The organism is Rhizobium sp. RHZ02 (assembly GCF_014851575.1).
Taxonomy (GTDB): Bacteria; Pseudomonadota; Alphaproteobacteria; order Rhizobiales; family Rhizobiaceae; genus Rhizobium; species Rhizobium altiplani.
This window is the reverse complement of sequence record NZ_JACUZX010000030.1, coordinates 43,168-67,305: the sequence shown is the minus strand read 5'-3', so window position 1 is coordinate 67,305 and position 24,138 is coordinate 43,168. Positions and strand designations below refer to the sequence as shown.

General features: G+C 59.1%; 24 protein-coding genes. 21 read left to right on the top strand and 3 right to left on the bottom strand.

Annotated features, from left to right (window positions below):
• Positions 1-88: 88 nt before the first annotated feature.
• The 13 genes from rpsB to lpxB all read left to right on the top strand — a co-directional run bounded on the left by rpsB (position 89) and on the right by lpxB (position 13,220).
• Positions 89-856: a 30S ribosomal protein S2 gene (rpsB, locus tag IB244_RS27630; RefSeq protein ID WP_016553822.1), complete on the top strand. Its 768-nt coding sequence runs from the start codon at positions 89-91 to the stop codon at positions 854-856.
• Between the two features lie 242 nt (positions 857-1,098).
• Positions 1,099-2,025: a translation elongation factor Ts gene (gene tsf / locus IB244_RS27625; RefSeq protein ID WP_025659039.1), complete on the top strand. Its 927-nt coding sequence runs from the start codon at positions 1,099-1,101 to the stop codon at positions 2,023-2,025.
• A 93-nt stretch (positions 2,026-2,118) separates the two neighbouring features.
• A complete protein-coding gene (pyrH, locus tag IB244_RS27620; protein ID WP_018858824.1) occupies positions 2,119-2,841 on the top strand; it encodes a UMP kinase in 723 nt (240 codons plus the stop codon).
• A gap of 52 nt (positions 2,842-2,893) precedes the next feature.
• Positions 2,894-3,454 carry a ribosome recycling factor gene (frr, locus tag IB244_RS27615; protein ID WP_018858823.1) on the top strand — a complete coding sequence of 187 codons (561 nt, stop codon included), beginning with the start codon at positions 2,894-2,896 and terminating at the stop codon, positions 3,452-3,454.
• 43 nt (positions 3,455-3,497) lie between these two features.
• The gene (locus IB244_RS27610) at positions 3,498-4,244 is read left to right on the top strand and encodes an isoprenyl transferase (protein WP_192306308.1); all 747 of its coding nucleotides are present in this window, start codon (positions 3,498-3,500) and stop codon (positions 4,242-4,244) included.
• The gene (locus IB244_RS27605) at positions 4,244-5,077 is read left to right on the top strand and encodes a phosphatidate cytidylyltransferase (protein ID WP_112641333.1); all 834 of its coding nucleotides are present in this window, start codon (positions 4,244-4,246) and stop codon (positions 5,075-5,077) included. Before IB244_RS27610 ends, IB244_RS27605 begins: the two co-directional genes overlap by 1 nt.
• A 28-nt stretch (positions 5,078-5,105) precedes the next feature.
• Positions 5,106-6,239: an RIP metalloprotease RseP gene (gene rseP / locus IB244_RS27600; RefSeq protein WP_062375382.1), complete on the top strand. Its 1,134-nt coding sequence runs from the start codon at positions 5,106-5,108 to the stop codon at positions 6,237-6,239.
• Between the two features lie 194 nt (positions 6,240-6,433).
• The gene (bamA, locus tag IB244_RS27595) at positions 6,434-8,770 is read left to right on the top strand and encodes an outer membrane protein assembly factor BamA (RefSeq protein ID WP_025659035.1); all 2,337 of its coding nucleotides are present in this window, start codon (positions 6,434-6,436) and stop codon (positions 8,768-8,770) included.
• Between the two features lie 50 nt (positions 8,771-8,820).
• A complete protein-coding gene (gene lpxD / locus IB244_RS27590) occupies positions 8,821-9,882 on the top strand; it encodes a UDP-3-O-(3-hydroxymyristoyl)glucosamine N-acyltransferase (RefSeq protein ID WP_192306306.1) in 1,062 nt (353 codons plus the stop codon).
• Positions 9,875-10,342 carry a 3-hydroxyacyl-ACP dehydratase FabZ gene (gene fabZ / locus IB244_RS27585; protein WP_018858817.1) on the top strand — a complete coding sequence of 156 codons (468 nt, stop codon included), beginning with the start codon at positions 9,875-9,877 and terminating at the stop codon, positions 10,340-10,342. The genes lpxD and fabZ overlap by 8 nt, the downstream gene beginning before the upstream one ends.
• The gene (gene lpxA / locus IB244_RS27580) at positions 10,339-11,157 is read left to right on the top strand and encodes an acyl-ACP--UDP-N-acetylglucosamine O-acyltransferase (protein WP_192240714.1); all 819 of its coding nucleotides are present in this window, start codon (positions 10,339-10,341) and stop codon (positions 11,155-11,157) included. The genes fabZ and lpxA overlap by 4 nt, the downstream gene beginning before the upstream one ends.
• A gap of 3 nt (positions 11,158-11,160) precedes the next feature.
• Positions 11,161-12,042 (top strand): LpxI family protein, encoded by an 882-nt coding sequence (locus IB244_RS27575; RefSeq protein ID WP_192240713.1) that lies wholly within the window; start codon positions 11,161-11,163, stop codon positions 12,040-12,042.
• Positions 12,039-13,220, top strand: a complete 1,182-nt coding sequence (gene lpxB, locus IB244_RS27570; RefSeq protein ID WP_192306304.1) for a lipid-A-disaccharide synthase — start codon at positions 12,039-12,041, stop codon at positions 13,218-13,220. Before IB244_RS27575 ends, lpxB begins: the two co-directional genes overlap by 4 nt.
• 29 nt (positions 13,221-13,249) lie before the next feature.
• Here the strand turns inward: lpxB and gltA are convergent, their stop codons facing one another.
• Positions 13,250-14,539, bottom strand: coding sequence for a citrate synthase (gene gltA / locus IB244_RS27565; protein ID WP_018858813.1), 1,290 nt, complete (start codon positions 14,537-14,539; stop codon positions 13,250-13,252).
• A gap of 675 nt (positions 14,540-15,214) precedes the next feature.
• On the opposite strand from gltA, the gene IB244_RS27560 reads away from it, so the two are divergent.
• From IB244_RS27560 to IB244_RS27550, 3 genes are all read left to right on the top strand, one after another.
• A complete protein-coding gene (locus IB244_RS27560) occupies positions 15,215-15,571 on the top strand; it encodes a ComEC/Rec2 family competence protein (RefSeq protein ID WP_192241963.1) in 357 nt (118 codons plus the stop codon).
• Positions 15,562-15,822, top strand: coding sequence for a hypothetical protein (locus tag IB244_RS27555; protein ID WP_192306302.1), 261 nt, complete (start codon positions 15,562-15,564; stop codon positions 15,820-15,822). Before IB244_RS27560 ends, IB244_RS27555 begins: the two co-directional genes overlap by 10 nt.
• A 66-nt stretch (positions 15,823-15,888) precedes the next feature.
• Positions 15,889-16,296: a hypothetical protein gene (locus IB244_RS27550; RefSeq protein ID WP_192306300.1), complete on the top strand. Its 408-nt coding sequence runs from the start codon at positions 15,889-15,891 to the stop codon at positions 16,294-16,296.
• On the opposite strand, the gene lexA is transcribed toward IB244_RS27550, so the two are convergent.
• Positions 16,277-16,993 (bottom strand): transcriptional repressor LexA, encoded by a 717-nt coding sequence (lexA, locus tag IB244_RS27545; protein ID WP_018858812.1) that lies wholly within the window; start codon positions 16,991-16,993, stop codon positions 16,277-16,279. The genes IB244_RS27550 and lexA overlap by 20 nt on opposite strands.
• Positions 16,994-17,192: 199 nt before the next feature.
• Here lexA and IB244_RS27540 point away from each other — a divergent pair, with 199 nt between their 5' ends.
• On the top strand, positions 17,193-18,077 hold the full coding sequence (locus IB244_RS27540; protein ID WP_018858811.1) for a VOC family protein: 885 nt from the start codon (positions 17,193-17,195) through the stop codon (positions 18,075-18,077).
• Positions 18,074-18,919 carry a 3-deoxy-8-phosphooctulonate synthase gene (gene kdsA, locus IB244_RS27535; protein WP_169683859.1) on the top strand — a complete coding sequence of 282 codons (846 nt, stop codon included), beginning with the start codon at positions 18,074-18,076 and terminating at the stop codon, positions 18,917-18,919. Before IB244_RS27540 ends, kdsA begins: the two co-directional genes overlap by 4 nt.
• 20 nt (positions 18,920-18,939) lie before the next feature.
• Here the strand turns inward: kdsA and IB244_RS27530 are convergent, their stop codons facing one another.
• On the bottom strand, positions 18,940-20,784 hold the full coding sequence (locus tag IB244_RS27530) for a methyl-accepting chemotaxis protein (protein WP_192306298.1): 1,845 nt from the start codon (positions 20,782-20,784) through the stop codon (positions 18,940-18,942).
• Positions 20,785-21,199: 415 nt separating this feature from the next.
• Between IB244_RS27530 and eno the strand changes: the two genes are divergently transcribed.
• The 3 genes from eno (at position 21,200) to pdhA (ending at position 24,133) form a co-directional block, all read left to right on the top strand.
• Positions 21,200-22,474, top strand: a complete 1,275-nt coding sequence (gene eno / locus IB244_RS27525) for a phosphopyruvate hydratase (protein WP_112659422.1) — start codon at positions 21,200-21,202, stop codon at positions 22,472-22,474.
• 145 nt (positions 22,475-22,619) lie between these two features.
• Positions 22,620-22,940 carry an FtsB family cell division protein gene (locus IB244_RS27520; RefSeq protein WP_007532419.1) on the top strand — a complete coding sequence of 107 codons (321 nt, stop codon included), beginning with the start codon at positions 22,620-22,622 and terminating at the stop codon, positions 22,938-22,940.
• Between the two features lie 146 nt (positions 22,941-23,086).
• On the top strand, positions 23,087-24,133 hold the full coding sequence (pdhA, locus tag IB244_RS27515; protein WP_018858807.1) for a pyruvate dehydrogenase (acetyl-transferring) E1 component subunit alpha: 1,047 nt from the start codon (positions 23,087-23,089) through the stop codon (positions 24,131-24,133).
• Positions 24,134-24,138 lie beyond the last annotated feature (5 nt).

Genomic DNA, 24,138 nt, shown 5'->3' with positions numbered 1-24,138 from the left:
GAGAAATCCGGATTGTTCCGCCCGGTGGCATCCTCGAAGAGGGTGCTGTTAGCCTTGCGGAGGTTCAACCGGAAAAGGATTACAAGGCATGGCATTGCCCGATTTTTCTATGCGCCAGCTCCTCGAAGCAGGCGTCCACTTCGGCCACCAGACGCACCGCTGGAACCCGAAGATGAAGCCGTACATTTTCGGCGATCGTAACAACATCCACATCATCGACTTGGCTCAGACCGTTCCGATGCTGTCGCGCGCCCTGCAGGTTGTCTCCGACACCGTTGCTCGTGGCGGCCGCGTTCTCTTCGTCGGCACCAAGCGCCAGGCTTCCGAGCTGATCGCTGACTCGGCCAAGCGTTCCGCTCAGTACTATGTCAACTCGCGTTGGCTCGGCGGTATGATGACCAACTGGAAGACGATCTCCAACTCGATCCAGCGCCTGCGCAAGCTCGACGAAATCCTGTCTTCGGAACAGTCCGGCTACAACAAGAAAGAGCGCCTGAACCTCGAGCGCGAGCGCGAAAAGCTCGACAAGGCTCTCGGTGGTATCAAGGATATGGGCGGCACGCCGGACCTGATGTTCATCATCGACACCAACAAGGAAAAGATCGCGATCGACGAAGCCAAGCGCCTCGGCATCCCGGTTGTCGCAATCATCGACTCGAACTGCGATCCTGATCTGATCGACTATCCGATCCCGGGCAACGACGACGCCTCGCGCGCCATCGCTCTCTACTGCGACCTGATCGCACGCGCTGCCATCGACGGTATCGCTCGCCAGCAGAGCTCGTCGGGCCGCGATCTCGGCGCATCGATCGAAGCTCCGGTTGAGCCGGCGCTCGAAGGCGAAGCCGAAGCCTGATAAAAGAAGCAGTCGGGCTGGATGGCCCGTCATGCTTTCCAGAGATTGGGAAAAGGCCGCTCGCGACTTTCTAAAGTTCGGCGGCCTTGACCGTTTCAGGCGAGGGCGATCAGTCTCTCGCCATTTGAGTTTCGTATGAGGCGTCTTTCATCACGCTGTCATACATACAGGTACATTTCGTGCCTCAATCCGGTGTTGCACCGCCTTTGCGGGCCACCGTTTGAACCGACAAGAGGAAGCTTATGACCGAGATTACGGCTGCACTGGTGAAGGAACTGCGCGAGAAGTCCGGCGCAGGAATGATGGACTGCAAGAAGGCGCTGCTCGAAAACAACGGCGACATCGAAGCATCGATCGACTGGCTGCGCGCCAAGGGCATCTCCAAGGCCGACAAGAAGGCCGGCCGCGCTGCTGCTGAAGGCCTGATTGCCATTGCCGGCGCCGGTCACAAGGCTGTTGTCGTCGAGCTGAACTCGGAAACGGACTTCGTTGCCCGCAACGATGCCTTCCAGGATCTCGTTCGCGGCATCGCCAACGTTGCCCTGTCCACCGATGGCACGGTTGAAGCCATTGCTGCCGCGACATACCCGGCATCCGGCAAGCCGGTCGCCGACACCATCAAGGACGCGATCGCGACCATCGGCGAAAACATGACGCTCCGTCGCGCTGCCAAGCTCGAAGTCGAGCACGGCGTTGTTGCGACCTACATCCACAACGCTGCTGGCGACGGCATCGGCAAGCTCGGCGTGCTCGTCGCCCTGAAGTCGGAAGGTGACAAGGCCGTCCTGACCTCGATCGGCCGCCAGGTTGCCATGCACATCGCTGCGACCAACCCGCTCGCCATCCGCGCCGAAGAAGTCGACGCTGCCGTTGCCGAGCGCGAACGCAACGTCTTCATCGAGCAGGCCCGCGAATCCGGCAAGCCGGAAGCCATCATCGAAAAGATGGTCGAAGGCCGTATGCGCAAGTTCTTCGAAGAAGTTGCTCTGCTCTCGCAGGCTTTCGTCATCAACCCCGACCTGACGGTCGGCGCTGCTGTCAAGGAAGCAGAAAAGGAAGCCGGCGCCAAGATCGAAGTCGTCGGCATGGCACGCCTTCTCCTCGGCGAAGGCGTCGAGAAGGAAGAGAGCGACTTCGCTGCTGAGGTGGCCGCTGTCGCCAAGGGCTGATCGACCTATACATGTGAAAACCGAAGGGCATCGCGTGACAACGCGGTGCCCTTCGTGTATCCGGCACACAGCGGTAATATACGAGGAGCCACGATGTCGTCAGAGCCTGTCTACAAACGCGTTCTACTCAAGGCTTCCGGCGAAGCCCTCATGGGCAGCCAGGGATTTGGAATTGATGTAGCGGTCGCAGACCGCATTGCGGCTGACATAGCCGAAGCGCGGCAGATGGGTGTGGAAGTCGGCGTCGTCGTCGGCGGCGGCAACATCTTCCGCGGTGTCGCAGTTGCCTCCAAGGGTGGCGATCGCGTTACCGGCGACCACATGGGCATGCTCGCGACCGTCATCAACGCGCTGGCGCTGGCAACGTCGCTGCGCAAGCTGAACATCGACACTGTTGTGCTCTCGGCGATTGCGATGCCGGAGATCTGCGAGAGTTTCTCGCAGCGCGCGACGCTCTACCATCTGTCGCTCGGCCGCGTCGTGATCTTCGCAGGCGGCACCGGCAACCCGTTCTTCACGACGGACTCGGCAGCCGCGCTGCGCGCCGCCGAAATGGGAGCGGAAGCGATCTTCAAGGGAACGCAAGTCGATGGTATTTATTCGGCTGATCCGAAAAAGGATCCCGAGGCGACGCGCTTCGACCACCTGACGCACAAGGAAGTCCTCGACAAGGGACTGGCCGTCATGGACGTCGCGGCAGTGGCGCTTGCACGGGAGAATTCCATTCCGATCATCGTCTTCTCGATCCACGAGAAGGGTGGTTTTGCTGAAATCCTCAAAGGCGGTGGCCTCAAGACCATCGTCTCTGATAACTGATTGAGTGGGCGGCCTGCTTTGCCGTAGCTTCTACCAAGACGGGAGCAATAAAATGAGTGAAGGCATCGACATCAAGGAACTCAAGCGCCGCATGGATGGCGCGATTTCCGCGTTCAAGCACGATATCGCATCGCTGCGCACCGGCCGCGCCTCGGCCAACATTCTCGACCCTGTCATGGTCGAGGCCTATGGTTCGCGCGTGCCGCTTAACCAGGTGGCAAACGTGACCGTTCCAGAGCCGCGCATGCTTGGCATCTCCGTCTGGGACAAGTCGATGGTCAACGCCGTCGATCGCGCGATCCGCGAGGCCAACCTCGGCCTCAATCCGATCATCGATGGCCAGAACCTGCGTATCCCGCTGCCGGAGCTCAACGAGGAGCGCCGCAAATCGCTGGTGAAGGTCGCCCACGACTATGCCGAGAAGAGCAAGGTTGCGATTCGCCATGTACGTCGTGACGGCATGGACGGCCTTAAGAAAGCCGAAAAAGACGGTGCGATTGGCCAAGACGAAAGCCGGGCACAATCAGATCGTGTGCAGAAGATGACCGACGAGACGATTTCTGAGGTCGACCGCTTGCTTGGCGAGAAGGAAAAGGAAATCATGCAGGTTTAAGGCGCGCTGCGGCTGCGCCTTGGCTGCAAGAACCGGACGGGAAATGTCGGAACGAACATTTTTGACTGTGCCAGAACACGTTGCCATCATCATGGACGGCAACGGCCGATGGGCAAAGCAGCGCGGGCTTCCGCGGACGATGGGGCATCGAAAGGGCGTTGACGCTGTGCGCGAGGCCGTGCGCGCAGCGGGCGACGTCGGGATCAAATATCTCACGCTCTTCGCCTTCTCGTCGGAAAACTGGCGGCGTCCGGTAACGGAGGTCTCGGATCTCCTCGGATTGCTGAAAGCCTTCATTCGTCGTGACTTGGCGGAACTGCATCGCCAGAACGTGCGCGTGAAAGTGATTGGCGACCGGCACAGCCTCAAGAGCGACATCCTCGATCTTCTCGTGGATGCGGAAGAGACCACAAAGACGAATACCGCGCTGACGCTCATCATCGCCTTCAACTATGGCTCGCGCGACGAGATCGCGCGTGCGATGGCGAGCCTTGCACGGGATGTCGAGGCAGGCCGGCTGAAGGCGCAGGATATTTCTCCGGCGCTGATCGATGCGCGGCTCGACACGGCCGGGATCCCGGATCCGGACCTGATCATCCGCACAAGTGGTGAAGAACGCCTTTCCAACTTCCTGCTCTGGCAGGCGGCCTACTCCGAGTTCATTTTCGTGCCCGAGTATTGGCCCGATTTCAGCCGGGAGATCTTCTACTCGGCGTTGGAAACCTTCGCGTCGCGCGACCGTCGCTTTGGCGGACTGGTGGCACAGACGGCTGCGGCAGTGGGCACCTGATGCAGCAGGAGCTGAAGCTGCGCATTATTTCGGGCGTAATCCTTGCCGTTATCGTTCTGCTCGCCACCTGGTACGGCGGCGTTGCCTTCAGCCTGCTGTCGGCAGCGATCGGACTGCTGATCTACTATGAATGGTCGACCATTACGAAGCTTGCCACGGAACAGCCGGTCGCCAATGCGATCGGTTGGATAGGGCAGGCGGCAATCGCGGTGGCCGTCGTTGCGGGGACGCTTGGATATTCCCTGCTGCTACTGGTGCTGTTCTTCCTGATTGCTGTCGGCTTCGTGCTTGTGTCCGGCGTATCGCGCTGGTTTCCCACGGGGATCGTGTACGCCGGTCTTACGGGAATTGCCCTTTCGAGCATCCGCGGCTCCGATAGCGTCGGCCTTTTCGCGATGCTCTTTGTATTCGCAGTCGTGTGGTCGACCGACATTCTTGCTTATTTCGTCGGGCGCGCCATCGGTGGCCCGAAGCTGGCGCCGAAGATATCTCCCGGAAAGACATGGTCCGGCGCTATTGGCGGCGCCGTTTCCGCTGTGATCGCCGGTAGCCTGGTTGCCTATTTTGCCTTTCCGCAGAGCCTCGTGCTCGCGGCTCCGGTTGCGTTCATCCTATCGGTATGCAGTCAGAGCGGCGATCTCTTCGAATCCTTCATCAAGCGTCGCTTCGGCGTCAAGGATTCGAGCCACCTGATTCCAGGGCATGGCGGCGTCATGGACCGTGTCGACGGGCTCATTTTCGCCTGCTTTGCGGCGTTCTTGCTAGCTGGGCTTTTTTCGCTGATAAAGGGCGGCGAAATAACGTCGCTCGGTGCAGCCCTGTTCGGCGTATAATGTCTGCAAAGGCTGGCGGAAAAATCAGATGCTTGGCTTGACCGGTATATTGGCATTCCTGACGGGCTATATCGTGCCCTTTGTCCTCGTGCTGTCATTGCTCGTTTTCGTGCATGAAATGGGCCACTATCTGGTGGGGCGATGGAGCGGCATCCGCATATTGGCGTTCTCGATCGGCTTTGGTCCGGAATTGCTCGGCTTCACCGACAAGCATGGAACGCGCTGGAAGCTCTCACTGATACCGCTGGGCGGCTATGTCCGCTTCTTCGGCGACGAGGATGTATCGAGCAAGCCCGATGACGACAAGCTCGCGTCAATGTCGGAAGAGGATCGTGCGCGGTCCTTCGCCGGTGCGAAGCTGTGGAAGCGTGCCGCAACGGTTGCTGCCGGCCCGATAGCGAATTTCATCCTGGCGATTGCGATTTTTGCGGTTCTCTTCTCGATCTACGGTCGATCGGTTGCTGATCCTGTGGTTGCGGAAGTCAAGCCGGGCAGCGTTGCAGCCGAAGCGGGCGTCGTGCCTGGCGACCTTCTGATCGCCATCGATGGCACGAGGGTCGAGACTTTTGACGACGTCCGGCGCTACGTCAGCATTCGGCCCGAGCAGCAAATTGTCGTAACGATTGAGCGCAACGGCCAGAAGCTGGATGTTCCGATGGTGCCGGCGCGAACCGATATGACCGACCAGTTCGGCAACAAGATCGAAATCGGCCTGATCGGCATCGTCACCAACCAGGAGGTCGGCCACTTCCGGGTACAGACCTACTCGCCGCTGGAGGCGGTCAAGGAAGGCGCGATCCAGACCTGGCACATCGTAACTGGCACCTTCAAGTATATTGGCAACCTGATCTCCGGCTATATGAAGCCAGACCAGCTTGGCGGACCGATCCGCGTGGCTCAGGCTTCCGGTCAGATGGCGACGTTGGGCGTTGCAGCTTTGCTTCAGCTTGCCGCTGTCTTGTCTGTTTCCATCGGATTACTGAACTTGATGCCGGTTCCGGTACTTGATGGCGGACATTTGATGTTCTATGCGATTGAAGCCGTGAGGGGAAAACCGTTGGGTTCGTCTGCGCAGGACATTGCGTTTCGCATTGGCTTGGCGATGGTTTTGAGCTTGATGGTTTTTGCCACCTGGAACGATATAAGCGCTTTGATTGGTTGATTGCTCGACGAGGGAAATTACCATTTATTTACGATGTTTCAAAGCTGTAGTGGCGAATGCGTCACGCTTTGAAATGAAGTAAACAGAAATTAACTTGCTCCCTTGCTTGTAAGACAAAAGCGGGTAAAACGACACACGTGACCGGAATCGGGGGACGCCTGGGGCCGGGGACGAGAAAAAAGGTAATGGGTGAAATGAAGGCTGGTTCAAGATTTTTGAACGCAGTATCGGCGGTTGCGCTGTCTGCAGGTATTGTTGCTTCGGGAGCAGGTGCAGCGGTTTTCGTCTCCGCTACGACGGCAGAAGCTGCAGTGATTCAGCGCATCGATGTGCGCGGCGCCAGCCGTGTCGGCGCTGAGGCCGTTCGCTCGAACCTCACAATCCAGCCTGGCCAGAGCTTCTCCAACACCGACATCGATGACTCTGTGAAGCAGCTTTACGACACGGGCTATTTCTCCGACGTCAAGATTTCCGTTTCCGGCGGCACGCTGGTCGTGACGGTCCAGGAAGCGCAGCTCATCAACCAGGTCGTCTTCAACGGCAACCGGAAGATCAAGGACGACAAGCTTGCTGCGATCGTGAAGACGCACGCGGCCGGGCCTTTTAACGACGCGCAGATCCAGGCGGACATTCAGTCGATCAAGGACGCGTATGCGGCAACCGGTCGCAGCGAGGTCCAGGTGACCACGCAGGTCGTGCCGCTCGGCGAAGGTCGCGTCAATCTGGCTTTCGTCATTGACGAAGGTGATCGCACCAAGATCGGCGCTATCAATTTCGTTGGCAACAATGCCTATAGCTCCGGCCGTCTCGCTTCGGTCATCAACACGAAGCGCTCCAACTTCCTGTCGTTCCTGACACGCAAGGACGTCTACAGCGAAGACAAGCTTCGCGCTGACGAAGAGGCGCTGCGTCAGTTCTACTACAATCGCGGCTTTGCCGACTTCCGTATCATCTCGTCGGACGCGACCTTCGACGAGGCGACCAACAAGTACACGTTGACCTTCAATATCGAAGAAGGTCCGCGCTACAATTTCGGCGCCGTAACCGTGCAATCGACGGTTCCCGGAGTTGATGCCACGCAGTTGCAGGGGCTCGTCCGCACTCGCGAGGGCCAGGTATACAGCGCCAAGGAAGTCCAGAAGTCGATGGAAGCGATATCTGACCAGGTCGCCTCCGCTGGATATCCTTTTGCGCGCGTAACGCCGCGCGGCAATCGTGACCTGGCGAACAACACGATCGGCGTCGAATACCTCGTTGACCAGGGCGAGCGCGCCTATGTCGAGCGTATCGAAATCCGCGGCAACAGCCGCACGCGCGACTTTGTCATTCGTCGCGAGTTCGACATGAGCGAAGGCGACGCCTTCAATCAGCAGATGATCACGAGGGCAAAGCGCCGTCTCGAAGCTCTCGGCTACTTCTCGTCGGTCAACATCTCGACGCAGCCGGGCAGCTCTCCGGACCGCGTTGTCGTTGTGGTTGATGTGCAGGACCAGTCGACGGGTTCGTTCGGTATCGGCGCGGGCTATGCGGCCGGCGGCGACGGCCTGCTGCTTGAAGCCTCGGTCGAGGAAAAGAACTTCCTGGGTCGCGGTCAGTATATCAAGATCAGCGCTGGTGGTGGTCAGGAAGGTTCTCGTACCTATGGCCTGAACTTCACTGAGCCTTACTTCCTCGGTTACCGTTTGGCTGTCGGTTTCGACCTCAATCACAGCGAGACGTCGAGCAACGATAACTACGACTACGAAGAAAACAGCGGTGTTCTTCGTGCCACGGCGCCGATCACGGAAGATCTGGCGACGACGTTCCGTTACAACTACAAGCAGATGAAGTACGATCCCTCGGGTTCGCTGAGCGATCTGTCTGCGCCGTATCAGAACCTTGTTGAGAATAGCCCATGGGTAAAGTCGTCTGTTTCGCAGACGCTGACCTACAACACGCTTGACGACATGACGCTGCCGCGCGAAGGCATCTACGCAAGCGTTACGCAGGAAATTGCTGGTATCGGCGGTGACTCGCAGTTCTATAAGATCTACGGCAAGGCGCGGTATTTCCATCTGCTGGCCGATGATGCTGACATTATCGGCTCGGTTACGGGTTCGGCGGGTTATGTTGTAGGCTTTGACAAGAGCCTGAACGTCTTTGACCAGTTCACGCTGACCAACGGCGATATCAGAGGCTTCGAAAACAAGGGCATCGGCCCGCGCATTGCCGGGGCGAACGACGATCCGCTCGGCGGTACGACCTATTTCACGGTCTCGGCTGAAGCGACGTTCCCGCTCCCGTTGGTTCCGCGTGACTTTGGCCTGCGTGGCGCCTTGTTCGCCGACGCTGGCACGCTGTTCGGCAATGATGTCGACCCGCTCGGTGATACTGTGAACGGCGAAGATGCGTCACTCCGTGCGTCCGTCGGCGTTGGTCTTATGTGGGCGTCGCCATTCGGTACGCTGCGCGTCGACTACGCTATTCCGGTCGCCAAGGAAGACTTTGACAAGACGCAGCACTTCAAGTTTGGCATAAACAACCAATTCTGATATCGGCAGTCCGGAACCGTAAAACCGAATTCCGTTCTGGAGATTTGCCGATGGAGCAAAATAGCTTTTTTCTGCCCCATGATGGCGTGAAACTCTCGGAGTTGGCGCAGTATCTTGGGGCAGAGCTTGCTGACCCCAAAAATGCAGAGGTCGTGATCCGTTCCGTTTCCCCCGTAAGTCGGGCGAAGGCGGGCGATCTCTGTTACATCATCTCGAAGCGGAGCAAGGACGAGCTTGCGACATGCGCAGCGTCTGCAGTGCTTTGCAGCGCGGGGCTGCGCTCGCTGGTGCCGGATCATCTGCCTGTTCTGATTTCGAAGAATGCCCATGCGGCCTTTGCGATGGCGGGTGGTTTCCTCTACCCGAAGGCGCTGCGGCCAGAAGCCCTTTTTTCCGAAGCCCCTGGTATTTCGGATCGCGCGGTTGTTGATCCTACGGCCCGTCTCGAAGGGAAGGTTTCGATCGAGCCGATGGCGGTGGTCGGTGCGCACGCTGAAATCGGCGAGGGTACACATATTGGCGCCGGCGCTATCATTGGGCCCAACGTCAAGATCGGCCGCAATTGCACGATCGCGGCTGGCGCAAGCGTGCTCTGCGCCCTCATTGGCAACAGCGTCATCATTCACAATGGTGCACGGATCGGCCAGGATGGTTTCGGCTACGCTCCGGGTCCACGCGGGATGATCAAGATCGTTCAGATCGGCCGGGTGATCATCCAGGATCATGTCGAGATTGGCGCGAATACAACGATTGATCGTGGTACGATGGATGATACGGTCGTCGGCGAGGGCACGAAGATCGACAATCAGGTCCAGATCGGCCACAACGTCCGCATCGGACGTCACTGTGCCATCGTTTCGCAGGTCGGCATTGCCGGCAGTACTGTGCTTGGCGACGGCGTGCAGATCGGCGGTCAGGCAGGACTGAACGGACATATCAAGATTGGCGACGGGGTGCAGATCGCTGCAAAGAGCGGCGTGATCGGAGACATCCCCGCTGGTGAGCGCTACGGCGGTGTGCCGGCCCGCCCCATCAACGATTTTCTACGGGAGACGGCCGCGATTTTGGCGCGATCAACCGGCGGCAAGAAAACGGGAGAAAAGAATGACTGAGGAAGCAAAGACTTCGCTCTCTTCGGCAGATATCATCGAGATCATGAAGCTGCTGCCACACCGGTATCCGTTCTTGCTCGTAGACCGGATTATCGAGATCGATGGCGACGAATCCGCGGTCGGTATCAAGAACGTGACTGCAAACGAACCGCATTTCACCGGTCACTTTCCGGAATCGCCAATTATGCCGGGAGTTCTGCTCATCGAGGGGATGGCGCAGACGGCCGGCGCGATCTGCGCCAAGAAGCAGGGCGAAACCGGCAATCTCGTCTACTTCATGACGATCGATAACGCGCGTTTCCGCAAGCCGGTCGTTCCCGGCGATCGCGTCGAATACCACGTGAAGAAACAGAAACAGCGCGGTAATATCTGGAAGTTCCATTGCGATGCTAAGGTTGATGGAGCGCTCGTCGCCGAAGCCGACATCGGGGCGATGATCGTTCGCAAGGATCAGGCATGAGCACGATAGCAGCCAGCGCCAGCATTCACGCCATGGCGGTCGTCGAAGATGGCGCCGTGATTGGCGAGAACGTGAAGATCGGCCCTTTCTGCCATGTCGGGCCGAAGGTCGTGCTGGGTGATAACGTGGAGTTGCTGGCGCATTCGGTCGTATCCGGCAGGACGACGCTTGGTAAGGGGTGCCGCGTTTTCCCGATGGCCGTGATCGGCGGCGATCCGCAGAGCGTCCATCACGGCGGCGAAGAAACGACCTTGACGGTCGGCGACAACTGCACGTTCCGCGAGGGCGTCACGGTGAACACGGGTACTGCCGATTTTGGTGGCCAGACGATTGTTGGCGACAACAACCTTTTCCTGGCGAATTCGCATATCGCCCATGACTGCCGGGTAGGAAACAACGTCATCATGTCCAACAACGTGATGCTCGCCGGCCATGTGACGATTGAGGACCGTGTCATTCTTGGTGGTGGCTGTGCCGTGCACCAATTCACACGTGTCGGTCGCCAGGCGTTCGTCGGCGGTCTCTCTGCGGTCAGCTATGACGTCATTCCCTATGGCATGCTGAACGGCAATCCGGGCCTTCTGAGTGGACTGAACGTCGTTGGCATGACCCGCGCCGGTGTTGACCGGGCGACGATTCATGCCGTGCGGCGCGCCTACAAGGCGATCTTCGAAGGCGCCGGTTCGATCCGTGCCAACGCCGCCGTGATCCGGGATGAATACGCCGATTGCGAGCAGGTCCTTCAGATCCTCGACTTCATCGCAGCCGATAGCGATCGTGCTCTTTCCTCTCCGACCAGGGGACAGAAAGGGTGATGCTTGGCTCTCGCGGGTGACATGGCAAAAGGCCGCTTGGCCATCATCGCAGGTAGCGGGCTTCTGCCGTCCTATGTCGCCACCGCGGCGCGGCAAGCAGGTGAAAATCCCTTTATTATCGCTCTGAAGGACGAGGCCGATCGCTCTTGGGAAGGCTTTGACCATGCGGTTATCGGGGTCGGAGATTTTGCCGCTCTCAGTCGGATATTCGAAGGCAACGGCATCGACCGCGTCGTGATGTCTGGTGGTGTACGCCGGCGTCCGGAATGGCGCGAAGTGCGGCCGACGCTGAGGACCCTCGTGAAATTACCGTCGACAATCCGGACGCTGCTCGCTGGTGGCGACGATACCGTGTTGCGGATGGTCATCACGCTGATCGAAGAGAATGGGCGCCGGGTCGTCGGCGCGCACGAGATCGCACCGGATCTGCTGGCATCGGTCGGTCCGCTGGGCGCCGTGCGACCAAGCCTCGATAATGCGAAGGACATCGCGCGAGCCGCAGAAGCAGCGGATGCGCTCGGCAGGCTGGACGTCGGTCAAGGGTCGGTGTCGGTCGGCGGTCGCATTGTCGCGCTCGAAGGCGTGGAAGGCACGGACAGCATGCTGGAGCGTGTCGCCGAGCTGCGGTCGGCGGGGCGAATTTCTCAGCGCCGCCACGGCGTGCTGGTGAAACTGTGCAAACCGCAGCAGGATATCCGCGCGGACCTGCCATCGATCGGCATTTCGACGATCGAGAACCTGCAGAGAGCAGGACTTGCCGGAGTGGCTGTGGAGGCGGGCCGCTCGCTCATCCTGGAGCGCGACGCCGTCATCAAGGCTGCCGATGAAGCCGGTATCTTTGTATGCGGACTGGATAGGGGATTGCCATCCTGGGGGCTGGCGTGAGCGAAGCTTCACTGAGAGTTGCCATTGTTGTTGGAGAGGTTTCGGGCGACCTCCTGGGTGCCGACCTGATCGCCGCTCTGAAACGAAAGTTTCCTGGCGACGTGGAACTCATCGGCGTTGGCGGCGAGGGGCTGGAGGCGCAGGGTCTGCGCTCGCTTTTCGATTTCGCCGACCTTCAGGTCATGGGCATCACCCAGGTGCTTTCGAAGCTGCCGCGGCTCGTTCGGCGTATCGGTGAGACGGCGTCGGCCATCATCGCCGCAAAGCCTGATGTGCTTATTATCGTCGACAGTCCCGACTTCACGCACAGGGTCGCAAAGCGTGTTCGCACGGTGCTGCCCACCTTGCCTGTCGTCAACTACGTTTGCCCCAGCGTATGGGCGTGGAAGGAATACCGGGCGCAGCGCATGCTCGCCTATGTCGACCATGTGCTCGCTGTGTTGCCATTCGAACCGGACGTGATGCGCAAGCTGGGCGGGCCGCCGACAACTTATGTCGGCCACCGCTTGACAGCCGATCCCAACCTGTTGGATGCACGACGCCAGCGCGCGCAGACGAAGCCGCGAAACCAGGCCGACCGCAAGACAGTCATGCTTCTGCCGGGTTCGCGCTCGTCGGAGATCGCCAAGCTGCTGCCACACTTTGGCGATGCCATTAGCGAGTTGGTAGCGCGCAACGGCGAGATGCGTATTATTTTGCCGACGATGCCACGCCGCGAAGCCATGATCCGTGAGCTCGTCAAGGATTGGACGGCCAAGCCGGAGATCGTGACGGGAGCCGAGGCGAAGTGGCGAGCGTTCACGGAGGCCGATGCCGCCATGGCTGCCTCCGGCACTGTCGTGCTTGAGCTGGCTTTGACGGGCGTTCCCTGTGTTTCGGCGTACAAGACGGACTGGATCATCAGGCTCATGACCAGCAAGATCAAAACGTGGAGTGCTGCGCTTCCGAACTTGATCGCCGATTACGCTGTTGTGCCCGAGTATATCAACGACGTGGTCCGAGGCGGCAGCTTCGCTCGCTGGATGGAGAAGCTTTCAGCGGATAGCCTGCCACGGCAGGCAATGATGCAGGGCTTCGACGTTCTCTGGCAGAGAATGCAGACCGAGAAGCCGCCGGGAGAACATGCGGCAGAGATTGTTCTTGACGTTCTCCAAAAGAAAAAGCCCGGTCATTTCTGACCGGGCTTTTTGCTGTCTGTGATCGCCGATTAGCGCTTGGAAACCGGCACGTAGTCGCGCTCCGGTTCGCCGACATAAAGCTGGCGCGGGCGACCGATACGCTGCTCTGGATCTTCGATCATCTCGTTCCACTGGGCAATCCAGCCGACCGTACGGGCCAGGGCAAACAGCACGGTGAACATAGTCGTGGGGAAGCCCAGGGCCTTCAGCGTGATGCCGGAGTAGAAGTCGATGTTCGGATAGAGCTTCTTCTCGATGAAGTATTCATCGGTTAGGGCGATGCGCTCGAGTTCCATCGCAACTTCGAGCAACGGATCGTCCTTGACGCCGAGTTCGCCGAGAACCTCATGCGTCGTCTTCTGCATGATCTTGGCGCGCGGATCGTAGTTCTTGTAGACGCGGTGACCGAAGCCCATCAGGCGGAACGGATCGTTCTTGTCCTTGGCGCGGGCGATGTATTCCGGAATGCGGTCAACAGTGCCGATCTCAGTCAGCATGTTCAGCGCTGCTTCGTTGGCGCCGCCGTGTGCCGGGCCCCAGAGGCATGCAATGCCGGCTGCGATGCAGGCAAACGGGTTTGCACCCGACGAGCCGGCGAGGCGGACGGTCGAGGTCGACGCGTTCTGCTCGTGGTCGGCGTGCAGGATGAAGATGCGGTCCATGGCGCGGGCCAGAACCGGATTGACCACATATTCCTCGCAAGGAACTGCAAAGCACATGCGCAGGAAGTTCGACGCGTAGTCGAGATCGTTCTTCGGGTAAACGAAGGGCTGGCCGATGTGATACTTGTAGGCCATGGCGGCCAGCGTTGGCATCTTGGCGATCATACGCAGGCTTGCGACCATGCGCTGATGCGGATCGGTGATGTCGGTGGAGTCGTGGTAGAACGCCGACAGCGCGCCGACGCAACCGCACATGACAGCCATCGGATGTGCATCGCGGCGGAAGCCCGTGAAGAACCGGCTCATCTGCTCATGCACCATCGTGTGATGCGTCACGCGATAGTCGAAGTCCTTCTTCTGGGCTGCGGTCGGCAGTTCTCCGTAGAGAAGCAGGTAGCAGACTTCGAGGAAGTCGCCGTGCTCGGCGAGCTGCTCGATCGGATAGCCGCGATGCAGCAGTACGCCGGCGTCACCGTCGATATAGGTGATTTTCGATTCACAGGACGCGGTCGAGGTGAAACCAGGATCGTACGTGAAGGAAGCCGTGTTCTTGTACAGGGCGCCGATATCGATGACGTCAGGACCGATGGTGCCGCTCTTGACGGCGAGATCGACTGATTTGTCACCGATTTTCAGTGTTGCGCTTTGTTCCGTCATTATGATCCTCCAAACTGGCGGTTGGCGCCATAAAAGCGCCATAGGGTTAAGCGTCGTCGATGATTGCTATATGATCGCGCGCCTAATGCCAAGTTACCGTGACGCCATTTTGTGCATCGCAGTATCAACTTTTGGGCACTTCTGCGATGACCCCTGCGCATAGCAGAAGCTGATGATTATCCTTAGCTTTTCCGGCTTCCGATTTTCCTTCAGATTTCAATCGATTATTCTTGCTTGGAAGCCCGTTAGCTTTCATTCTGGTTGTACGGGCGGCTGTTTTTGGGCGCAATGCATGCCGGGGTTGAGGCCATTGGAGGTGAGGGAAGCCACACCCGGCGCGGACGCGTTTGGGCGCGCGCCACAGCCTTCTTTTCTCGTGCCACGAGTTCCTGCGGAACCTCCGCTAACTTTCCAGACGCAATCCTTCGTGCCGTGGCCGACACGGATAAGGACTGCGTCGGATCGTTGTACCGTGTGGCTTCGTCTCGCCGTGGCAACGGAGATAGAGCATGCGCGGTTCTTCCTGGTTTCGTCCGTCTTCGCTGGGGCGGGCGCGATCCTCTGGTTCGTGCTTGGAAGTGCCCCCGGCCGAGCTCCGGATGTCGTTTGCGGCGACGCTTGCCCTCGTCGCCGGTTTACGCGATCTGGTCAAGAAGGCCGCCGCACGAACATCCCTTGCTGCAGGTCGCCGCAGTAACGCCCGTCGTTTTCATCATATGCTTCTTTGGTGGCATCCTGCTGACCGCGATGATCGGCGGCTTCTCGACCGCGCTTTTCGCCGTCGAGCACTTCCACCGGCTCAGCGCTTATGGTCTGCCGGCAAATCTCATGGCCATGCCGGTGGTCTCTTTCGTGGTGATGCCGATGGGCATGCTCGCTATGCTGCTGACACCTTTTGGCCTCGACGTCATTCCATGGAAAATTGCCGGTTTCGGGCTCGACATCGTGATCGCCATTGCCCAGATGGTCTCGACCTGGGCGGCAATATCGATATCGGCAGATTGCCGGGTTGGTATTTTCCTGTGGCGGTAGCAGGGTTCCTCTTACTTGCCCTTCTGCGCACCAAGATCCGCTACCTCGGCGCTGGCATTGCGGGGCTGGCAACAGTGCTTGTTGTGGTTGCGCCGAGCGAGCCGCCGCCCGACATGGTCATTGCCGAAGACGGCAATCTCGTCGCGATTGTGAGAGGACAAGTCCTTGCACCGAACCGGCCGCATCCGCCTGACTTCATTTTCGACCAATGGCGAATGGCGCTCGCCGCGGAGCTAGATCAACCAACGTAATTGTTGGAGGGTGTCAACGCTATCAGGCGGCGGGACAGTCAAGGCAGATCGGAGAGGTTATCTGCCGTGGAATTGCGCAATGCCCGCGATGCGTTACGTCAGGCTGCGACGAGCGCTGAGAACCGATTTGTATGCCTGAAAGGCGCCTGGTGCACAGCCACGCACGATAGCGGCTACGTCGTGACGATCGTCGAAAATCCCGCTTACTTCGGCGCTGCCTGCGATACGGCCGATATCGTCGTGACACCCGCTCGCCTCCGCACGACGGGGTGCCGGTCGGGCGCACTTTTGTTCACCGGCGAAACCTTGCGTCGCTTTGGTGCCGCTGAGGTAAGGATCGACGATCAAGGTAGCTCCGTCGTCACGACGGCCTATACGAGGCCCGACCGCCCTTGGATCCGCCATCGGGCGTATAATTGGCGAAGCGGCACCTTTGACGGCGAGCCGCTTGCCTTCAATGATAGCGGCGAATGAGGCCGACAAGCTTGCCCTGGACCTTGACACGGTCAGGCCCGAAAATGCGCGTCTCGTAAGCCGGGTTTGCCGCCTCAAGTGCGATGGAGGCGCCTTTCCGGCGGAAGCGCTTGAGCGTCGCTTCCTCATCATCGACAAGCGCAACAACGATGTCGCCGGCATTGGCGGTGCTGCCGTTGCGGATGATTACCGTGTCGCCATCAAAGATGCCGGCCTCGATCATCGAGTCGCCCTTGACCTCAAGCGCATAGTGCTCGCCTGGGCCAAGCATGTCCGCCGGAACCGTGATGTCATGGGTATTGTTCTGAATTGCCGAAATCGGTACGCCGGCAGCAATCCGTCCCATGACCGGTACAGAGGCAGGACCGCCGTTGTCAGCCTGCGGCGCTGGCTTCGGCGCCACAACTGGCTGTGGTTTGCCGAGGCTGCCTTCGATAACGCTCGGCGAAAAACCGCGGCGGGGCTGCAGGCTCGGGTTATATGCCTCGGGCAGTTTGATGACTTCCAGAGCGCGGGCTCGATTCGGCAGTCGGCGAATGAAGCCCCGTTCCTCCAGCGCGGTAATCAGGCGGTGGATGCCTGACTTCGACGCGAGGTCCAAGGCATCCTTCATTTCATCAAAAGAAGGGGGGACACCGGACTCCTTCATTCGCTCGTGAATGAAGAGAAGAAGCTCCTGTTGCTTGCGCGTCAGCATCGAAGTTGAACCCCAGAGTCGTGAAACAAAGCCAGAACAGACACTATATGTTCCATATGTGTTCCGCAAGTACCTAAATTTTCGTAAATCTTGCCTGCAACTTGCTGAGTTTTTGCGTCTCATTTGACCGAAAGCGTAGAAGGGGGTTGCATTGTCCTGTTGCCCGGCGCACATCTTCGCAAATTCCGGAGAAGTTGCCATGAGCGAAGCACATCCGCTGGACCACATCGTGCTGCCGGTTCCAAATATCAGGCTCTCGCGCGAGCGTCTCGGAAAGCTGGGATTCACCGTCGCGCCCGACGCCCGGCACCCGTTTGGGACCGAGAATGCCTGCATATTCTTCGCCGACGAAACTTATCTGGAGCCTCTCGGGGTCGCCAATGCCGAACTGCATGAAGCTTCGGCGCAGAAAGGCAATGTCTTCACCGCGCGGGACCGTGCCTTTCGATTCCGATGTGGAGACGATGGGCTGTCTGCCGTGGTCTTTGCGACGGCGGATGCCGATCGCGACCATGCCCGGTTTCTGTCCGAAAAGATCAATGGCGGCGAGATGCTGCAGTTCGAGCGGCCGATGAAGATGCCCGATGGCTCGGAGGTGACGGCTGCATTTAAGCTCGCCTTTGCAGTTGACCTGCGCGCTCCAGATTTCTTTTTCTTCACATGCCAACGTGTCAACCCGCTGCCAGCCGACCGGAAAGCCCTGCAAGTGCATGCAAATGGGGTGGTTGGGATCGCAGAGATCGTGCTTGGGGCACCCGACCCCAAGGCGTTTGGACCATTCCTGCGCGCCGCCGCCCACAGCTTGGGAACGACCAATGAGGCCTTCGGTGTGAGTGTGACAACTCCGAATGCCAGAGTGAGTGTTCTCTCCCCGGATGGACTGGACGCCTACTTCGACATCCCTGCGCCTTCCGACGATCGCGGTCTGCGTGGTGTTGCCATCGTTTTCAAAGTAGGCGATCTCGCCGTGACAGAAGCGCAATTGGCTGCTAACGGGATGACCTATACGCGCAAGAACAATCGAATTCTGGTGAAGGCCGCGCCCGGACAGGGCGCTCTCTTCGCCTTCGAGGAGAAACGATGAGCCAGACAAATTCCGAAGTCGTGGTCGGCGAAGGCGCCGGCCGCGTCACCTTTTCGAATTCCGGCAAGCTGTCGCTGATTGCCGGGCCTTGTCAGATGGAGAGCCGCGAGCATGCCTTCATGGTCGCCGGTGTGCTGAAGGAACTCTGCGACAAGCTTGGTCTCGGCCTCGTCTACAAGTCCTCCTTTGACAAGGCGAACCGGACGTCGCTGTCAGCGCAGCGCGGTATCGGCCTCGAAACGGCGCTTGAAGTGTTCGCCGATCTCAAGAGGGAATACGGCTTTCCTGTCCTGACCGACATTCATACCGAAGAGCAGTGTGCCGAGGTGTCCACCGTCGTCGACATCCTGCAGATCCCAGCTTTCCTCAGCCGTCAGACCGACCTGCTCGTTGCCGCCGCCAAGACCGGCCGCGTCATCAACGTCAAGAAGGGGCAGTTCCTCGCGCCCTGGGACATGAAGAACGTCCTCAACAAGCTGAATTCGAGCGGAAATCCGAACATCTTGCTTTGCGAACGCGGTGCTTCCTTCGGCTACAATACGCTGGTCTCCGACATGCGATCGCTGCCTATCATGGCGGCGATGGGCGCCCCCGTGGTCTTCGACGCCACGCATTCGGTCCAGCAGCCGGGCGGGCAGGGCGGTTCGAGCGGAGGGCAGCGCGAGTTCGTGGAGACGCTCGCGCGTGCGGCGGTCGCCGTCGGCGTCGCTGGCGTATTCGTGGAAACCCACGAAGATCCTGACAATGCGCCTTCGGATGGTCCCAACATGGTCTATCTGCGGGATATGCCGCGGCTTCTCGAAAAGCTGCTGGCCTTCGATGCGATTGCCAAGGCGGGATAAATGGATGGACGTGCACGCCGTCAACCGGCGAGCGCCAACCTCGTCTTTGTGGGATATGCCGATCCTGCCGTCCTCTCCGTGCCTTCGAGAGCGAAGCGGGAGAGCAGGTGATTGAGGTGTAGCGCCTCGTTGCCAAGCTCGCGGCAGGCTGCGCTGGTTTCCTCCGCCATCGCGGCGTTTTGTTGGGTGACGCTGTCCATGGTGTTGACGGCGGCATTGACCTCGACGAGCGCGGTCGTCTGTTCAGAGGAAGAGCGCACGATCGCCTCGATCAGCGTCGTCACCTTCAGCACCTGCTGATCGATACTGTTCAAGGCTTCGCCGGTGCGGTTCACCAAGGCAACGCCGGTTGACACCTGACTGGACGAAGTCTCGACCAACTGCTTGATTTCCTTCGCCAGCTTGGCAGAGCGGCCGGCGAGGTCGCGCACTTCTTGCGCCACGACGGCAAAACCCTTTCCGGCCTCGCCGGCACGAGCGGCCTCAACACCAGCATTGAGCGCGAGCAAGTTGGTCTGGAAGGCGATCTCGTCGATGACGTTGATGATTTCGCCGATCTGCACGGATGATGCTTCGATCTTCTCCATCGCAGCTACGGCCTCGTGCACGACAGTTGCCGAATAGCTGGCGCTTTCCTTCGTCACCGTCATCATCGCGTTTGCTTCATGGGCGCGTTCCGACGAGTTTTTGACCGTAACCGTGATCTGATCTAGCGCCGAGGCTGCCTGCTCCAGCGATGCGGCCTGATGTTCCGTTCGCCGGGCCAGATCATCCGTGCTTGTTGCGATTTCGCTAGTGCCAGTCCTGACCGTAGTGGTTGCCGTCGCGATATCCCTCATTGTGCCGGAAAGCGTGCGGACGCTCGAATTGAACTGCTCGCGTAGCCTCTCGTAGTCTGGCGCGAACGCTTCGTTGAGCTGGACGGTGAGGTCGCCGCGGGAAAGACGGTCCAGGCCGCGGCTGAGGCTCACGATGATGCGTTCGCGGCCGGCATCCTCATCAGCATTGGAGGCGGCCAGCGCCGCATCGCGCTGGGCTTGGGCCTGGCGCTCCGCATCCTGGTGTTCGCGGATTTTGTTCCGTTCTTGCGCCGATTCGCGAAACACGGTGACGGCGCGTGCCATTTCGCCAATTTCATCGACACGGTGGCTGAAGGGGACTTCCTTGGAATAGTCGCCGCCCGCCAGGATCGCCATGTAGTCGCGCATCGCCGAAAGTGGCACGATGGCGCGCCGGCGGAAGGCGTAGAGGCCGCCAAGAAGCAGGCAAAGCGAGACCGCCGCAGATGCAACCGTGATCGCCGAGAGAATGCTTGTCTGTTCGGCCGCGTCTTTTTCAGCCTTTGCCAGGAAGGCGTTCGCCATATCAACGAGCTCGTTGACCGCCGTTTCGTGGATATGAAAATTGGTCGCAAGCTTCTCGAAGGCTGTCGGGATGACCGCAGAGTCGTGGTTAAGGATGGCGGGCGCGAGTTCGTCCTGCATCACCTTCCAGAACGCATCGCCTTTGATGAGGACGTCGTTCAGAAGTTTTTCCTTGAGGTCTGCGCTGAGCGCGGTTGCCTGCCAATACTTGCGGCGATCCTCATAGGCGGGCTTCAGGACATTTTGAATGCGGTCGATGTTCTTTCCGGCGACCTCCGGGCGCTGCACCGCCTCGAGTGCAAGCATGTAGGATTCAACGACATAGAGGGGCGGCGGCAGAATATCGGCAACGAGATCCTTGCCGTAGACGATTTGCCGGTACATCTCGCCGTTCACGCGTAGCTTATTGAAGGCGTAGTTTTGTATGCCGATCGAAGCAATGAGCCCGGCGGCGACGACCACCGCGAAGATTGCAAGGCTTCGTGCAATATTGAGTTTCATCCTATGCCCCGTAAATAGTAAATAGTGAACGACGTCGTTTCTGAAACCATTGGAAATTTTCGAGCAGCAGCTATGGATCGTGACAGGCGGCTTGGCCGCATAAGGAAGCGCATCATGCAATAACGCCTGCCGAAGAAGGTGTTATTTCCTTTCGGCCGTTAACTATAAATATGATTGGTTACTGGTCGATAAATTTACAACCAGCTTGAAAGTCAAAATTTATATTTCCAAAACTTCAGGTTTTGAAAGTTGATAAGCGTTGTCTCTAACCAACGGCCGGGCGTGGCTTCAAAGGCCTGACATATTCACCCGCTAGGGCCGTGGCATGCCATCTGTCGTCAGTGTGGCATTGTAATTTGTGTGCCTTCGATTAAACAGGCTTCCAACGTTATCACCCACCGAGCAGGAAGAACCGATGACTGCAATTACCGACATTATCGCCCGCGAGATTCTCGACAGCCGTGGCAATCCGACCGTCGAAGTCGATGTCTATCTCGAAGACGGCAGCATGGGCCGTGCGGCGGTGCCGTCGGGCGCTTCCACCGGTGCTCACGAAGCTGTTGAAGTTCGCGATGGTGGCAATCGCTATCTCGGCAAGGGTGTTGAAAAGGCTGTCGAAGCCGCCAACACCGAAATCTTTGACGCGATCGGCGGCATTGATGCCGAAAACCAGATCCAGATCGACAACATCATGATCGAACTGGACGGTACGCCGAACAAGTCGCGCCTCGGCGCCAACGCCATCCTCGGCGTATCGCTCGCGGTTGCCAAGGCTGCTGCCCAGGCTGCCGGCCTGCCGCTCTACCGTTATGTCGGTGGCGCCAGCGCCCACCTGCTGCCGGTCCCGATGATGAACATCATCAACGGTGGCGCGCATGCCGACAACCCGATCGACTTCCAGGAGTTCATGATCCTGCCGGTCGGTGCCGATTCCATCCGCGAAGCCGTTCGCATGGGCTCGGAAGTATTCCACGTCCTCAAGAAGGAGCTGTCGGCTCAGGGCCACAACACCAACGTCGGCGATGAGGGTGGTTTCGCGCCGGGCCTGAAGAGCGCCCCTGAAGCCCTCGACTTCATCATGAAGTCGATCGAGAAAGCCGGCTACAAGCCGGGCGAAGACATCTACCTCGGCCTCGACTGCGCTGCGACCGAATTCTTCAAGGACGGCAAGTACGTTCTCGAAGGCGAAGGCCGCACGCTGGAATCGGGTGCCATGGCTGAATACCTTGCCCAGCTCGCCGCCCAGTATCCGATCATCTCCATCGAAGACGGTATGGCTGAAGACGATTGGGACGGCTGGAAGGCACTGACGGATCTGGCCGGCAAGAAGGTCCAGCTGGTCGGTGACGATCTATTCGTCACCAACTCGGCCCGTCTGCGTGATGGTATCCGCATGGGCGTTGCCAACTCGATCCTCGTCAAGGTCAACCAGATCGGCTCGCTGACGGAAACGCTCGACGCCGTCAACACTGCGCATAAGGCTGCCTACACCGCAGTCATGTCGCACCGTTCCGGTGAAACCGAAGATTCGACGATTGCCGATCTGGCGGTCGCCACCAACTGCGGTCAGATCAAGACCGGCTCGCTGTCGCGCTCGGATCGCCTGGCCAAGTACAACCAGCTGATCCGCATCGAAGAGGGCCTCGGCCCGCAGGCCCGCTACGCCGGCCGTTCGATCATCCGCGGCTGATCAATCGCGCCTGAATTGAGCGACTTGGACCCGCGTCTACGAAAGGCGCGGGTTTTTTCGTGCCTGATTTTTCATAGTCAACGGACAGTTAATCTCTGCCCGGTAGTCTTCAGCGCATCGAGGTAATGCGTTCGAGCGTGCGTTTATGTGGACAAAGCATCACAAGAAGAAAAAGATCGGTCGTTTCGTGGTTCCCGCGATGACGGTCGCGTTTCTCTCCTACTTCGGCTATCATTGCATTCATGGTGATTACGGTCTGCGGGCAACCGAGGGGTTCGAGCGCCAGCGGATAGCGCGCGAAAGGGAGTTGGCGGTTCTGAAAGGCAAGCGCGAGCATCTTGAAAAGCAGGTCGCGCTGCTGAGCGACGGTTCGATGGACAAGGACATGCTGGACGAGAAAGCGCGTCTTCAGCTTAATGTTTCTCGCGCTGACGAGATCGTCATATTCAATCACTATTCGAATTAACCGAAATTCAGTTAATCGAAATAAAGCGTTATTTATCAGTGATTTACTGATGAATACGAGCCATGCATTTATGGCATTGCTGTGGCTAAATTTCTTCCCTATGGTGTGCGCCACCAAAGAACCGACAAACCCATAGGGAGGGTTGAATGGCGCCGCGAAAAACCGCGACCGTTTCCAGCCGTAAAACTAGCGCAAAGCCGGCAAACAAGGCCTCGAATGGTGGTCCTGTCGCTGATTTCACGCGCGACGAGGAGCTCAAGGCCTACCGCGAAATGCTGCTGATCCGCCGCTTCGAAGAGAAGGCCGGGCAGCTCTACGGCATGGGCTTCATTGGCGGTTTCTGTCACCTCTACATCGGTCAGGAAGCTGTCGTCGTCGGCATGCAGATGGCGCAGAAAGAAGGCGATCAGGTTATCACCGCCTATCGCGATCACGGCCATATGCTGGCGACCGGCATGAGCGCGCGTGGCGTCATGGCCGAACTGACCGGCCGCCGTAGCGGTTATTCGCGCGGCAAGGGCGGCTCGATGCACATGTTCTCGAAAGAGAAGCATTTTTACGGCGGTCACGGCATCGTCGGCGCCCAGGTTTCGCTTGGAACGGGTCTCGCTTTCGCCAATCGCTACCGCGGCAACGACAGCGTTTCCGTCGCTTACTTCGGTGACGGTGCTGCGAACCAGGGCCAGGTCTACGAGAGCTTCAACATGGCTGCTCTCTGGAAGCTCCCGATCATCTACATCGTCGAAAACAACCGTTACGCCATGGGCACCTCGACTGCCCGCGCGACCGCGCAGTCGAACTACTCCCTGCGTGGCTCCGGCTTCGGCATCCCCGGCATCCAGGTCGATGGCATGGATGTCCGCGCCGTAAAGGCCGCAGCCGACGAAGCCCTCGAGCATTGCCGCTCCGGCAAGGGTCCGATCATCCTCGAGATGCTGACCTACCGCTATCGCGGTCACTCGATGTCCGACCCGGCGAAGTACCGCACGAAGGAAGAAGTGCAGAAGATGCGCTCCGAGCAGGATCCGATCGAGCAGGTGCGAGCGCGCCTCCTTGAGAAGGGTTGGGCCTCGGAAGACGATCTGAAGGCGATCGACAAGGATGTCCGCGATGTCGTTGCCGACAGCGCCGACTTCGCCCAGTCCGATCCGGAGCCGGATGCATCCGAGCTCTACACTGACATTCTGCTCTAATCGGG